Origin of the sequence: Nostoc sp. DedQUE02, from assembly GCF_034531035.1 — a bacterium.
Taxonomy (GTDB): Bacteria; Cyanobacteriota; Cyanobacteriia; order Cyanobacteriales; family Nostocaceae; genus Nostoc.
This window is the reverse complement of record NZ_JAVRBY020000022.1, coordinates 45,149-61,517: the sequence shown is the minus strand read 5'-3', so window position 1 is coordinate 61,517 and position 16,369 is coordinate 45,149. Positions and strand designations below refer to the sequence as shown.

The 16,369-nt window shown below is 40.8% G+C and carries 3 protein-coding genes and 1 pseudogene; all 4 read left to right on the top strand.

The genetic code is table 11. From position 1 onward, the window contains the following. Positions 1–15: 15 nt before the first annotated feature. The 4 genes and pseudogenes from RMX98_RS18155 to RMX98_RS18140 all read left to right on the top strand — a co-directional run bounded on the left by RMX98_RS18155 (position 16) and on the right by RMX98_RS18140 (position 16,302). On the top strand, positions 16–3,216 hold the full coding sequence (locus tag RMX98_RS18155; RefSeq protein WP_322680057.1) for an amino acid adenylation domain-containing protein: 3,201 nt from the start codon (positions 16–18) through the stop codon (positions 3,214–3,216). Between the two features lie 41 nt (positions 3,217–3,257). Then, positions 3,258–5,960, top strand: a pseudogene (locus tag RMX98_RS18150) (type I polyketide synthase); the annotation flags it as partial. Positions 5,961–6,235: 275 nt separating this feature from the next. Beyond that, the gene (locus RMX98_RS18145) at positions 6,236–11,518 is read left to right on the top strand and encodes a non-ribosomal peptide synthetase (protein ID WP_322680056.1); all 5,283 of its coding nucleotides are present in this window, start codon (positions 6,236–6,238) and stop codon (positions 11,516–11,518) included. Further along, positions 11,515–16,302 carry a type I polyketide synthase gene (locus tag RMX98_RS18140; RefSeq protein ID WP_322680055.1) on the top strand — a complete coding sequence of 1,596 codons (4,788 nt, stop codon included), beginning with the start codon at positions 11,515–11,517 and terminating at the stop codon, positions 16,300–16,302. Before RMX98_RS18145 ends, RMX98_RS18140 begins: the two co-directional genes overlap by 4 nt. Positions 16,303–16,369: the final 67 nt, after the last annotated feature.

Genomic DNA, 16,369 nt, shown 5'->3' with positions numbered 1-16,369 from the left:
AGTAATCAGAAATATATGTCAAATCAAATAACTCAGGGTTTTCAGCTTTCCACTCAACAAAAGCGTCTTTGGTTATTACAGCAGTCTAGTTCAGCTTATTTGGCTCAATGTACTTTTCTTCTAGAAGGCAATCTCAAACCAGAGATATTAAAAACTGCTCTAGAGCAAGTTGCTATTCGACACGGAATTTTGAGTACAACTTTTCATTGCTTACCTGGAATGAAAATTCCTATAATGGTTTTAGGAAATAACAGTATTTTGTCGTGGCGTGAAATTGATCTCAGTCATTGGGAACCGAAAGAACTTTCAAACAAAATTGCATATTTTCATCAGGAAGCACGTAGTTTTAAATTCGAGTTTGAACAAGGGCCACTTTTAGATGTGTCTCTACTGAAACTTGATGTGCAGAAGTACAGTTTAATTATCAGTTTACCTTCACTTTGTGCCGATACCCGGACACTCAAAAATCTGGTAACTGAAATCAGCAATTCATATTCTGCTTGCTTACAAGGTGAGAGACTATCAGAAGAAGTTGTCCAATATCTGCAATTCTCAGAATGGCAGAATCAATTACTCACAGATGAAGATGCAGAAACAGCTAAAAAATACTGGCATGAACAACAGCTTTCTACACTCGTTTCATTGAAGTTACCTTTTGATAGTCAGCCATTACAGCCATCAAAATTTGAGATAAACTGCTGTCGATTAGATATTAACTCTGATATGACAGTCAAGATTGCCAACTTAGCTAAAAAGTATGATACTTCCACTGCTGTCGTTTTACTAGCTTGCTGGCAAACACTGATTTGGCGACTTACAAAAGAGCCAAATATCGTTATTGGTATGGCTAGCGATCGCAGAGACTATGAAGAACTATACAACTTATTAGGACTTGTTGGTACTTGGTTGCCAATTCACAGCCATTTGACACCAAATTTACGCTTTAGGGAAGTTTTAGAACTAGCTAATCAAACTATAGAAGCTGGTGCAGAATGGCAAGATTATTTTGTACCAGAACCGATAGAAAATCACGAACAACTAGCTTTTCCCATCGGTTTCGAGTTTGAGCAACTACCAGAAAAACTTGTTGCTGGCGACGTATCATTTTCTCTTGAGCAATATTACAGTTGTATTGAACAATTTAAAATAAAACTTACTTGTACTCAACGCGAGCATTCTTTAACGACAGAATTCTACTACGATATCAATTATTTTTCAGCCGATACTATTGAACGTCTAGCTAGAGAATTTCAAACTTTATTAACGAGTGTAACTACTAATTCCGAAGAGAAAATCAGCCAATTAGAAATTCTCAGCTTTAGCGATCGCCAACAATTACTAGTAGAATTTAATCAAACACATCTTGACAATATCCAAGATAAATGTATTCACCAACTATTTGAAGCACAAGCACAAAAAACACCTGATAAAATTGCCGTTGTTTTTGAAGATCAGCAACTAACTTATGCACAGTTGAACAGCAAAGCCAATCAACTTGCTAACTACTTGCAGCAGCGAGGAGTCAAGCCAGAAGTTTTAGTGGGACTTTGCACAGAGCGATCGCTGTTGATGATTATTGGACTTTTGGGTATTCTGAAAGCTGGTGGAGCTTATCTACCGCTAGATCCAACCTTACCCAAGGAAGGTTTTGCTAGCCGATTGCAGGATATCGAAATACCAGTGATTTTGACACAACAGCGATTAGTCGATAGCCTGCCAACGGATGTAGCCCAGATAATCTGCTTAGATACAGATTGGGATATCATTGGCGATCGCAAAGATGATAATCCCATCAGTGCAGTGACAGCCCAGAATTTAGTTTACGTCTTGTTCACCTCTGGCTCTACTGGTAAACCGAAGGGAGTTGCGATCGAACACCGACAACTGCTGAATTACCTTCACGGAATTACACAGAGGTTAGACTTATCAACAACAACTAACTTCGCCACTGTTTCCACCTTAGCTGCCGACTTGGGTAACACTGGAATCTTTGCTGCTCTTTGTACTGGCGGATGTCTGCATATATTATCCATCGAGTGTGCTACAGACTCAGCCACTTTGGCAAAATACTGCCGCACTCATCCCATCGACTGTCTCAAAATAGTTCCCTCCCACCTGGCTACTCTTCTCGCCTCTGCACCATCCGATTCCATCTTGCCTCGCCAGCAGCTAATTCTGGGTGGTGAGGCTGCAAGTTGGCAACTTATTGAACAGATTCGGCAGCAAGCACCATCCAGCTTAATCTTCAATCACTACGGCCCTACAGAAGCCACCGTGGGGGTTACTACCTTTACAGTTGAAAATCAACAAATTACTACCCAGACAGTACCTCTTGGTCGTCCACTTGCCAATACGCAGATTTATTTATTGGATGAACAACTGCAACCAGTACCCATTGGCGTACCAGGTGAACTATACATTGGCGGTGCAGGATTAGCTAGGGGTTATCTGAATCGCTCCGATATAACAGCAGAAAAATTTATTCCTAATCCTTTTGCAGAAACGGGTTCGCGTTTGTACAAAAGTGGTGATATGGCTCGTTACTTACCTGACGGCAATATTGAATTCATTGGGCGAGTCGATCGCCAGGTAAAAATTAGGGGTTTCCGTATTGAACTTGGAGAAATTGAAAGCGTATTGTGTCAACATTTGCAAGTGCAACAAGCTGTAGTTTCTGTTCGAGAAGATGATGGCAACAAATCTTTAATAGCCTACATTGTTCCTAAACAAACACTCAGTGTTAGCGAACTACAAAGATTTTTGAGAGAGCAACTACCGGAATATATGATGCCCTCAACTTTCATCATGTTAAAGGCTCTGCCACTAACATCCAATGGTAAAATTAACTATAATGCGCTCCCAGAATCAAATGGCGATCGCCCAGAATTGGCAACAACTTATGAGCCACCACAAACTGAAGTAGAGCAAGCGATCGCTAATATTTGGCAAAAGATGCTTCATGTTGAGAAAGTGGGCATTCATGATAATTTCTTTGATATCGGTGGTCATTCATTACTGCTTGTTCAAATTCACGCCAAACTACGAGAAATTTACCCCACAAATCTATCTGTAATTAATTTATTTGAACATCCAACCATCAACTCATTAACTAAATATTTAACGCAAAAACAGACCGAAATACCTTCTTTTGAGGAAAGCACTCAACGCGCCCAGAGTCGTGCCGCTTCCAGGCAATCCAGAGCGCAATCTAGGTAAAATTATCTGGACAACTTACCTTTATTAACAACAATTTACACATGGCATATAATAATGAATTTAAGGAAAATCAAATAAGCGATTTAGACATAGCTATCATCGGGATGTCTGGACGGTTCCCTAAAGCTAGTAATTTGGATAAGTTTTGGCAAAATCTCAAAGATGGTTTGGAGGCAATTTCATTTTTTTCAGACCAAGAGCTAGAATCAATTGGGGTAGACAAAACTACATTAAATGAGCCAAATTATGTCAAAGCAAAAGCTGTATTGGAAGATATAGAATTATTTGATGCTGCATTTTTTGATTACTCTCCCAAAACAGCAGAAATAATAGATCCACAGCATCGCCTTTTTTTGGAGACAGCTTGGGAAGCTTTAGAAAGTGCTGGCTATGATTCTAAAACTTATCAAGGTCGAATTGGTGTTTACGGTAGTGCCAGTATTAGTAGTTACTTTTTATTCAATCTTTTTTCCAATCCTGAATTAATAAAATTAGTTGGTCTTGACCAAATTAGACATAATAATCGTACAGATAATCTGACTACACGAGTTGCTTATAAATTAGACTTAAAAGGTTCAGCTATCACTGTCCAAACTGGATGCTCTAGTTCATTAGTGGCTGTTCATTTAGCTTGTCAAAGTTTAATAGATCGTGAATCCGATTTAGTATTAGCAGGTGGAGTATCTATAACTAACTTACAAAAGACTGGTTATGCTTATCAAGAAGGGGGAATTTTGTCTCCTGATGGACACTGCCGTGCCTTTGATGCCAAAGCGCAAGGAACAGTTGGCGGTGATGGTGTAGGTATAGTCATTTTAAAACGATTAGCAGATGCGATCGCCGATCGAGATTATATTCATGCTGTGATTAAAGGTTCAGCCATTAATAATGATGGTGCTGCCAAAGTTGGCTATACAGCTCCCAGTATCGATGGTCAAGCCAAGGTGATTGCAGAGGCTTTGGCCATCAGCAGAATCGAACCCGATATGGTCAGTTATGTAGAGGCTCATGGCACTGGCACAGTTTTAGGAGATCCGATTGAAATTGCCGCGTTAACTAAATCTTTTCGCGCTAGAACTCAGAAAAAGAATTTCTGCGCCATTGGTTCGGTAAAAACGAATATCGGTCATCTAGATACTGCATCTGGTGTTGCAGGTTTAATCAAAACTGTCCTCGCGCTCAAACACAAGCAAATACCACCAAGTCTGCACTTTCAAGAACCATCACCCCAGATTGATTTTGCTAACAGTCCCTTTTACGTTAACGACAAGCTTTCAGAATGGAAGTCAAACGGACATCCTAGACGTGCAGGAGTCAGTTCCTTTGGTATTGGCGGCACTAATGCTCATGTAGTTTTAGAAGAAGCCCCGGTAGTGCAGCAGGGGGAGCAGGCGAGGAAACATCATCTGTTGGTTGTTTCTGCGAAAACAGAATCAGCATTAGAGGCAGCTACAGCAAATCTGGCTAATCACCTCAAACAGCATCCCAATTTAAACTTAGCTGATGTTGCTTACACTCTGGGGGTAGGTCGTCGAGCTTTTGACTATCGTCGGATGGTAGTTTGTCAAGACCTTGATGATGCAATCAAAGTTTTAGAGGCAAAAGATACGCAACGAGTTTTCACGCACTATCAAGAACCAGGTGAGTTAGAAGTTGTGTTTATGTTTCCCGGTCAGGGATCTCAGTATGTAGATATGGGTCGAGAATTATATCAAACTGAGCCAATTTTCCGGGAACAGGTTGATGATTGCTGCGAACAACTTAAACCTATTTTAGGGTTAGACTTACGCACTATTCTCTATCCCAGCCAAGAACAGACCCAATGGGCGACAGAACTGTTAACACAAACTCATATTACCCAGCCGGCGTTGTTCGCGATCGAATATGCTTTAGCACAATTGTGGATAGCTAGGGGAGTGCATCCTAGTGCCATGATTGGTCACAGTATAGGTGAATATGTCGCCGCTTGTTTAGCTGGGGTATTTTCTCTAGAAGATGCATTAATGCTAGTTGCTACCCGTGGGCAACTGATGCAGCAACTACCTTCAGGAGCAATGCTGGCTGTGGCGCTACCGGAGAAAAAAGTTATGCAGATGCTAGGTGATAAACTTTCCTTAGCAGCCATCAACGCACCAGAGCGTTGTGTAGTTTCAGGCCCAAGCGCAGAGATTGAAGATTTGCAAAACCGCTTAACCCAGCAAGGTATTGATTACCGTTCTCTGCATACATCTCACGCCTTTCATTCTCAAATGATGGACTCTATTATTGAGCCATTTACCCAGTTATTCGCAAAAGTCAATCTTAATAATCCCAAAATTCCTTTTTTATCTAACCTAACTGGCACTTGGATTACTCCAGAAGAAGCAACAGATAACAGTTATTGGGCTAAACATTTGCGGTCATCAGTACGCTTTGTCGATGGCATTACTGAATTGTGCAAACAGCCAAATCGAATTTTTTTAGAAGTTGGATCTGGTCGTACTTTAAGTACTTTAACTAAACAACAAGTCCAGGAACATTTAGTACTTTGCTCCATACGTCATCCTCATGACCAGCAATCCGATGTTGCATTCTTACTAAATACTCTGGGACATTTGTGGCTGTATGGCATACAAGTTGATTGGTCAAGATTTTATGCCAATCAAAAACCTCATCGACTTCCTTTACCGACTTACCCTTTTGAACGAAAAAAATATTGGGTTGAGTCTTCTACAGCTAATGAGTTAAATCGATTGAATAGAAAAGATGCTGATAATAATCAAAATTTGGAGAATGAACAAATTAGTAGTCAGAAAAATCATTTAGAAGATAAATCACAACATTTGCTTGTTGAATCTCAGCAAAATAATATTCTCCATTTGAGTAGCAAAAATGAAAAACGCGATAATTCTGCTAAAAAAATAATAGAGCATCAAATTTCTATTATGTTTCAACAGCTAGAACTATTAGAAAAAAATATGTAGTTTCATTTAACAAAAGTTTTTTGATTTATTAGTAATTTTAATTAATGTAAAATATTATGAATGAAGATTCTTTATATAAAATAATATCGACACTCAAGTACATTGTTAGCGAGTCATTGGGAGTAAAATCATCTGGAATAGATATTCATACTCCTTTTCTGGCGATGGGTGTTGATTCTCTAATTTTGTTGCAAATTAACCGTGCTATTCAACAAGAGTTAGATATTAATATTCCTTTTCGCTTATTGCTTGAAAATTTATCAACAATTCATGCATTAGGAACTCATATAGCTCAAGAAATACCTCTACAAAATATGATTGTAGAGCCTTCTTTTCAAGAATCAACCTTTAGCCCAATACTACAAGCACATACTGAAAAGACTTCAGATACACAAAATTTAGAGCAAGAAGATGAATCTGTAACAGGTACAGTACTAGAACAGGTAATAGAACAGCAGCTTCAGTTGATGTCCAAACAGTTAGACATTTTGCAAAAAGCAGGTTCATCTAAGAAGATATTATCTGTACAAAAAGTAATCTCATCTAGCCCTATTCAGCATGAGGGAAGACAAATTGCTAATAACTCTGGTTTTCCAGAAATTCCATCATCGATTCAGGCTGAGTCTAATGAACAACTCATCAACAAAACAATTGAGCCTCTTCATTTAGAATCAAAGACTCTGTTAACTCCCCATCAACAAAAACATTTAGATGCTTTAATTGCACGTTTTGTCAAGCTGACTCCCGAATCTAAACGACTTACTCAAACTTATCGTTCCTACCATGCCAACAGTAGGGCGATAACAGGCTTCCTGCCCTCCATTAAAGAGATGTTGTATCCCATTCACGGACAGCGTGGAGAGGGAGCTAGACTCTGGGATGTTGATGGCCAAGAGTATGTAGACATTTCTATGGGGTTTGGTGCGCTTTTATTTGGTCATTCACCATCTTTTGTCATCGAAGCTATTCAAGAACAAATAAAACAAGGTATATTGCACGGGCCACAATCGCGTCTCGCCGGTCAGGTTGCGGAGTTAATTTGTGAGTTGACAGGCGCAGAACGAGCAGCTTTTTGTAACGATGGCACAGAAGCAGTAATGGCAGCAATCCGCCTAGCACGGGCTACTACAAAACGCTCTAAGATTGCTTTATTTGCTGGTTCTTATCACGGTACTTATGATGGGATTTTGGTAAGAGGAGTAACAACCAGCGAAGGAACGAGGCGTTCTATCCCCAGAGCTATAGGTATTCCATCATACATTGCTGATGATGTTATCGTACTTGACTATGGCCAACCTGAATCTCTAGAGATTCTGAAAACTCATGGTTACGAACTGGCCGCAGTTCTGGTGGAACCGATACAAAGCAGTCGCCCAGATTTGCAACCGAAAGAGTTTCTGCTGCAACTCAGACAATTAACTCAAGCAACAGGAACCGTATTAATTTTTGATGAAGTGATTACCGGTTTTCGGATGCATCCAGGTGGGATTCAGGGATTGTGGAATATTCAAGCAGATTTGACCACTTATGGTAAAGCGGTTGCTGCTGGGATGCCCATTGGAGTTATAGCTGGCAAGGCAGCTTTAATGGATATCCTTGATGGTGGGATGTGGAACTATGGAGATGGGTCTTATCCTGAAGCGGAAACTACAGTATTTGCTGGTACTTTCTTCAAACATCCTTTGGTGATGGCTGCGGCTTGGGCTGCACTCAATCATATTAAAAACAGTGGCCCAAAATTACAGCAGGAGTTATCTGAAAAAACAACGAAATTAGCCCAAACTCTTAATAGTTACTTTGAACAAAGACAAGTTCCTATTCAAGTAGTTCATTTTGGTTCGCTGTTTCGTTTCATTGCCTCATCTCCTCTCAAGTTTGGTCAGTTGTTTTTCTACCATCTCTTAGAAAAAGGCGTTTATGTCTGGGAAGGACGGACATTTTATCTATCTACGGCGCATACCGATGCAGATATTGAACACGTAATTGGGGCAGTTAAAGAAAGCGTAGTAGAAATGCAACAAGGGGAATTATTACCACCTGCCCCGATTTCAAAAACGCTTGAAGTTCCCTTGACGGCAGCACAAAAAGAACTGTGGTTTTTAGCACAGATGGGAGATGAAGTTTCCCGCGCTTATAACGAATCTAGAACTATCCATCTGCGAGGAAGTAGCAATTTATTAGCAGTACGTAAGGCTGTTCAGGAAATTATCAATCGTCACGAAGCGCTGCGAACTACTTTTAGCCCAGAGGGTGATAATCAACTGATTCATCCTATTTTGACTATAGACATTCCAGTGAGCGACTTTTCAACTTTAGATAAAAGTCAACGAGAAACGCAGCTATCGGAATTATTAGCACGAGAAGCTCAACAAATTTTTCATTTGGAAAAAGGGCCATTACTGAAGTGTCATATCGTCAAGTTGCAGGAAGATCATCATCTGATAATTCTGACAAATCATCACATTGTTGCTGATGGTTGGTCAATTAGTATTTTGTTACGAGAACTAGCAACAATTTATTCCGCAGAATGCCAAGGTATTGCTAGCCAACTTCCGCAACCTATGAAATGGAGTGAGTATGCTCTGTGGCAAGTACAAATGCAGCAGAGTCCAGAAATGGCAAAAGCTGAAGCTTATTGGCTGAATCAGTTTGCTAGTTCAGTGCCTGTTTTGGAATTACCAACTGACCGTCCACGACCACCGATATTTTCCTACACTGGAGCGCGAGAAAATATAATTCTTGATTCCACTTTGTATAATTCTTTGAAAAGCTTAAGTTTACAACGTGGTTATACTTTATTTACAATTCTTTTAACAGCATTTATCACCTTATTGCAACGATTGACGAATCAACAAGATATTGTTGTTGGTATTGCTTCGGCTGGACAATCTGCGATCGCAGGTGAATATCTTGTCGGGCACTGTGTTAATCTATTGCCCATACGCAGCCAAGTTGTTGGCAACCCAGGCTTTGCAGAGTATTTGAGTTCAATCCAGCAGATATTATTAGATGCTTACGAGTATCAAATTTATCCTTTTATTAAACTAATTGAAAATTTAAAGTTACCACGAGACCCTAGCCGCACCCCTCTTTTTACCACAGGGTTTAATCTGGATAAAGCTCCATTGGAATCAAAGTCTTTAAAACAAGAGTTTGAGATAGCTAAAAATTCCACGAGTGCTACTAAGCTGGATATTAATTTAAATATTCTTCAGACAGACAGTGAATTACTACTAGAACTAGAATACAATACAGATTTATTTGATACCCAAACAATTCAGCGTTGGCTCGGACATTACGTAACCTTGCTAGAAGGTGTTGTCGCTAACCCAGAGCAACCTCTTGCACAATTGCCTATATTGACACAAACTCAACAGCATCAGTTGTTAGTGGAGTGGAACAATACTCAAACTGACTATCCTAGAGAGTATTGTATCCATGAGTTATTTGAAGCTCAAGTAGAGCGATCGCCTGATGCAATTGCTGTAGTCTTTGGAGACCAACACCTCACCTATCGAGAGCTAAACCATCGTGCAAATCAATTAGCGCATTATTTGCGATCGCTTGGGGTCAAGCCAGAGGTATTAGTAGGGATTTGTGTGGAGCGATCGCTTGAAATGGCGATCGGAATTCTAGGTATCCTGAAAGCTGGTGGCGCATACGTGCCACTCGATCCAGTATATCCCCCAGAAAGATTAATTTTTATCTTGCAGGACGCGCAGATACCAATACTGCTGACTCAGAAGTGCTTGATAGAAATTTTGCCGAAAAATCACACCAGGGTTGTCTGTTTAGATACAGATTGGGAAAGTAGAGTTCAGGAAAATCAACAAAATTTAATTAGTAATTATAGAACTGATAACCTAGCTTATATAATCTATACCTCAGGCTCAACAGGACAACCGAAGGGTGTCTTAGTCAATCATGCCAATGTTGTCCGTCTATTGGCAGCAACTGAGTCCTGGTATCACTTCAACCAAAAGGATGTATTTTCACTTTTTCATTCAATTGCCTTTGATTTTTCAGTTTGGGAACTCTGGGGTGCCCTGTTGTTTGGTGGACGGTTAGTGATAGTACCATACTCGTTAAGTCGTTCACCTGAAGATTTCTACAAATTCTTGTCAACCCAGCAAGTGACAGTACTCAACCAGACACCTTCAGCTTTCCGTCAACTCATACAAGCAGAGGAATTGTTGGGAAGCACCAAAAAGTTGAGCCTACGACTGGTCATTTTCGGTGGAGAAGCTCTAGAACTTCAAAGCTTAAGACCTTGGTTTGAACGACATGGCGATCGGTTTCCACAGTTAGTCAATATGTACGGTATTACAGAAACAACTGTGCATGTGACATATCGTCCATTGACGATGGCTGACTTAAAAATTGCTCCAGGGAGTGTTATTGGTCGTCCAATTCCTGACTTACAAATTTACTTGTTGGATCAACATGGACAGCCAGTACCTATTGGAGTCATCGGTGAGATGTACATTGGTGGTGCTGGCGTGGCGCGAGGTTATTTAAATCGACCAGAACTAACCGCTCTTAGGTTTATCCCCAACTCCTTTAGTGATAAACCAAACGCACGCCTTTATAAATCAGGCGACTTAGCCCGCTATCTACCTAATGGAGATATTGAATACTTGGGACGCATTGACCATCAGGTTAAAATCCGTGGTTTCCGCATTGAACTAGGGGAGATTGAGGCAATGCTCGCTCAACACCCAAGTATACGGGAGACTGTGGTACTGGCTCAGGAAACCCAACCTGGCGACAAGAACTTGGTGGCCTATGTTGTTCCCTGCAACAAGCAAACATTGACAACCAGTGAACTACGTAACTTCCTTTTGAAGCTTCTGCCAGAGTATATGGTGCCATCAGTCTTTATTATGCTGGAGGTGCTACCACTGACATCGAACGGCAAGGTAAACCGTCAAGCTTTGCCAGCACCAGAAACTCTCCGCCCAGAGTTAGAAGTTGCTTATGTGATGCCACAAACAGAGATAGAACAAACTATCGCTACAATTTGGCAAAAATTTCTCAATATCGAGAAAATAGGTATTCACGACAACTTTTTTGAACTCGGTGGTCATTCATTACTTCTGGTTAAAGTTAATAGCCAATTACGCGAAATATTCAAAATCGATTTATCAATGCTCGATATGTTCAGATATCCCACTATTAGCTCTCTTGCAGAGTTCTTTAGTTCAACTAAAAATCAAATATCCTCTTTAAATGAAACTAATATTTCAATAGAAAAAATTGCAATTGGTAAATCTCAGCAAAGAAAACGGTTGCAAAAAATGAAGTCAATAATGAATAATCAAGGAGTGAAGGAAGAGTGAATATCCCCGTAGCATCTGTTGAGTATAATGGTTCAGAAATAGCGATTATTGGCATAGCAGGTCGGTTTCCTGGAGCCAAAAATATTGATGAGTTTTGGCAAAATCTCCAAAATGGTGTAGAGTCAATTTCATTTTTTACTGATGAAGAACTGTTAGCTTACGGGCTAGATGCAGCTAGACTCAATAACCCAAAGTTTGTCAAAGCACGAGCTGTATTAGAAGATGTAGAACTTTTTGATGCTGCATTTTTTGGTTTTAATCCCAGAGAAGCTGAAATTACCGATCCACAACATCGTCTATTTTTAGAATGTGCATATATTGCCCTTGAAGATGCTGGCTATGACTCAGAAAATTATCAAGGTTCTATTGGAGTTTACGCCGGAGCTAGCTTAAGTAGATACTTACTGAATATTGTTTTAAACGAAGATATTATTGGATCTATAGATAATCACCAACTAGCGATCGCAAATGACAAAGATTACTTAACTACTCGCGTTTCTTACAAACTTAATCTAGAGGGGCCGAGTTTTACTGTTCAAACCGCCTGTTCTACTTCCTTAGTCGCTGTGCATTTAGCTACTCAAAGCTTACTAAATGGGGAATGCGATCTAGCTTTGGCTGGTGGTGTTTCAATCTCTGCATCAAGAAAATCTGGCTATTTGTATAAAGAAGGAGGAATTGGTTCGCCTGACGGACACTGCCGCGCTTTTGATGCTCAAGCGCAGGGAACTGTTGGTGGCGAAGGTGTAGGTATCGTAGTTTTGAAGAGATTAGAGGATGCTCTAGCAGATGGAGATACCATCCATGCTGTCATCAAAGGTTCTGCAATCAATAACGATGGATCTTTCAAAGTTAGCTACACGGCACCACGAATAGACGGTCAAGCCAAAGTTATTAGAACCGCTCAAGTTGTTGCCGACGTTAAACCTGAAACCATTACCTATATTGAAGCTCATGGTACAGGAACAACACTAGGAGATCCCATTGAAATTGCGGCGTTAACACAAGCTTTTCGAGCCAGCACTGAGAAAAAAAGCTTCTGCGCCATTGGCTCAGTAAAAAGTAACATTGGACATTTAGACGCTGCTGCTGGGGTAACAGGTTTAATTAAAACCGTCCTAGCCCTGAAGAATCAACAAATACCGCCTAGTTTGCACTTTCAAGAACCTAATCCGCAGATTGATTTTGCCAACAGTCCTTTTTATGTCAACACCAAACTTACCCAATGGAAAACAAACGGCATTCCTCGCCGTGCCGGAGTCAGTTCTTTTGGGATTGGTGGGACTAATGCCCATGTAATTTTGGAAGAAGCCCCGGTAAGGGAGCAGGGAAGCAGGGGGGCAGAGGGGCAGGGGAGGAAATATCATCTGTTGGTTCTTTCTGCGAAGACCGAATCGGCATTAGAAAAAGTTACGGCGAATCTGGCTAATCATATCCAGCAATATCCTGAGTTGCATCTTGCTGATGTGGCTCATACCCTTGGTGTCGGTCGTCGAGCTTTTGACCATCGCCGTATGGTAGTATGTCAAGACATGAATGATGCGTTGAAGGTGCTTTCCCCTTTAGATTCACAACGAGTTTTCACCCAATACCAGCAGCCTGTTAATCGTCCTGTGGTATTTATGTTTTCCGGGCAAGGAACACAGTACGTAAATATGGGTAGAGAACTCTACGAGAGTGAGCCAATTTTTACACTTGCAGTTGATCGCTGCTGTGAACTGCTAAAATACCATCTAGGTCTTGATTTACGTCATATACTGTTTCCAAATGAGGCAGCACAGGTAACAGAGCAACTCAAGCAGACATCTGTTGCCCAGCCAGCATTATTTGTCATTGAGTACGCCCTAGCTCAATTGTGGATAGGGTGGGGTGTACACCCAGAGGCGATGATTGGTCACAGTATCGGGGAGTATGTTGCTGCTACTTTAGCTGGAGTTTTTTCGCTGGAAGATGCTTTAGCGCTAGTGGCAATTCGAGGACGACTAATGCAGCAACTTCCGAGTGGGGAAATGCTCTCTGTGCAACTTCCCGAACTAGAGATACAGCCATTACTAAATAGGGAACTGTCTTTAGCTGCAAGCAATAGTCCTTCATACTGCGTGGTTTCTGGTACAACTGAAGCGATCGCACAATTGCAAAAACAGCTAGAATCCAAAGCTGTCGGCTGTCGCAGGCTGCATATTTCTCATGCCTTTCATTCTCAGATGATGGAGCCAATTCTCCAGCCATTTACAGAACAGTTACAAAAACTCCAACTTCATCCGGCGACAATTCCGTTTGTATCTAATGTTAGTGGCACTTGGATTACTGTAGCCGAAGCAACAGATCCCAAATATTGGGTAAGGCATTTACGGCAGACAGTGCGCTTTAGCGAAGGGATAACTGAGTTACTCAAAACACAGGAGCGCATATTTTTAGAGGTCGGGCCGGGAAGAACTTTAAGTACCTTTACCAAGCAACATCATAAAGATCAACAGGTCATACTAACCTCAATCCGCCATCCACAAGAACAACAGTCTGATGTAGCATTTTTACTCAACTCTTTGGGGCAACTCTGGCTTTTTGGTGTCAAAGTAGACTGGTCTAGTTTTTATGCTAACGAACAACGCCATCACATTCCCTTACCAACCTATCCATTCGAGCGCCAACGTTACTGGATTGAACCACAAAAACAGGCTCTACACTCTCAAGGGTTTGTTGAGGTAGCAGCTGTCTCGGAAACTAAAGCTTTCGGTGAACAAATTTTGGTGGCTCAGGCTGCTACATCATCGGTAACTAACTCAGCACCCACAGCATTTACCATCACAAAGCAAAAAGCTCCTAGCAAACAGCACCAAGATTTGTTGGTGAAAAAGTCAGATATTGCTGACTGGTTTTACATCCCTTCCTGGAAACGTACCATGCCACCGCAACCTCAACCTGGACTGGGAGAAAAATCAGGATGCTGGTTAGTGTTTGTGGATGAGTGCGGCTTGGGCGAAAAGCTGGTAAAACAGCTATTACTTGAGAAGCAGGATGTTATTAGCGTTAGAGTTGGAGAGCAATTTCAACAAATTATCGAATATTCTAAGCTCACATATACAATTAACCCTCAAAAAGAGGATGAATACAACACCCTACTCAAAGAACTTCGGAGCTTGGGTAAGATTCCAAAAAGGATTGTTCATCTGTGGAGTGTGACACCAAATAGTTACACCAACTCAGCAATTGAAGCTTTAGGCTGGTCAAGTTTATTGTTTTTGGCGCAGTCCATTACAGAAAATAACCAAACAGATGCTGTAGAAATTAGCATTGTCTCCAACAATTTGCAGGAAGTAACAGGTTCAGAAATATTATGTCCAGAAAAGGCATTGGTTCTCGGAGCTTGCAAAGTTATGCCGCTAGAGTATCCAAATATAACCTGTCGCAGTATTGATGTTGTAGTTCCTGTAGAAAGCGATCAAGAGGAACAACTCATCACAACCTTAATAGGGGAACTCACAACTTATACATCTGACCAAATTATTGCTTACCGTGGGCGGAATCGCTGGGTGCAAGATTTTGAACCTGTGCAACTACATGAAACCGTTACCGAAAATCTCCGCCTCAGAAAACAGGGGGTATATCTCATCACTGGTGGATTAGGAGGTGTTGGTCTGGAGCTGGCAGAATATTTAGCACAGACCGTGCAAGCAAAATTAATATTACTGGGGCGTTCAGCTTTCCCCGATCAAGACAAGTGGTCTGAATGGTTATCGACTCACGATTGGCAAGATCGTATTAGCCAGAAGATCCAAAAATTGCAGGCGATGAAGGCGTTAGGTGCAGAGGTAATGATAGTTAGTGCTGATGTTACCAATCTTGACCAGATGTTAGTGGTGCTTAACAAAAGTAATCAGCAATTTGGTGAGATTCATGGAGTAATTCATGCAGCCGCAGTTTACGGCGGAGGGATGATGCAACTCACAACAAAAGAAACTGTAGCAAGTGCTTTAGCACCGAAAGTACAAGGAACACGAGTACTTGAAACTTTATTCCAAGAAAGCCAACTGGATTTCTTTGTACTTTGTTCATCACTCAATTCGTTTGTTGGCGAATCTGGAATGGCAGATTATACAGCTGGAAATGCCTTTATTGACTCCTTCGCTCACTACAGTACCTCCAAATATGGGAGATGGAAATTCGTTAAGTCTATTAACTGGGATAGATGGAACAGTGTAGGAATGGCAATTGCTATTGAAACAAGGCATCAAGAAATCACAGGAGAAAAATTGACAGCAAGAATGGTCTCCTTTGAAGGCATAGAGGCGTTTAGACGTATTCTGTGTAGTAGCATTCCTCAAGTAATTGTATCAACACAAGATTTTTCTAGCCGGATTAAGGCAAAGGAATCTCCTAAATCCTTCGAGGAAAAACTAGCCCAACTAAGTAAATCCAAACCAACCCACCCGCGCCCTAATTTAACAAATGTTTATGTTGCTCCTAGTAATGAAATTGAGCGAACCCTTGCTGACGTTTGGCAACAACTTTTAGGTATTGAGAAAGTAGGAACTCACGATAATTTTTTTGAGCTAGGAGGAGACTCTTTATTTGCCACTCAATTAGTTTCTCAACTGTGCAAAATTTTCCAAATAGAACTCTCTTATAAAGGCTTCTTTAACGGGCCAACTATAGTTGAATTAGCTGAAACTATTGTCCAAAAACTGTCTGAACAGACAAATTTAGAAGAGTTGGCTCAAGCCTTAGCAGATATTGAACAGCTATCAGAACATGAGATGCAGACCTTAATTGCTTCGCAAAATTAAGTAAGTAATTAAGTTGATTAAATCTGGTCATCAATCATTTAGTTGTTTAAAAATTATACCAACGAAG

Coding starts and splice junctions, on each gene's coding strand:
- RMX98_RS18155 (WP_322680057.1), top strand. CDS start 16: ATGTCAAATCAAATAACTCAGGGTTTTCAGCTTTCCACTCAACAAAAG.
- RMX98_RS18145 (WP_322680056.1), top strand. CDS start 6,236: ATGAATGAAGATTCTTTATATAAAATAATATCGACACTCAAGTACATT.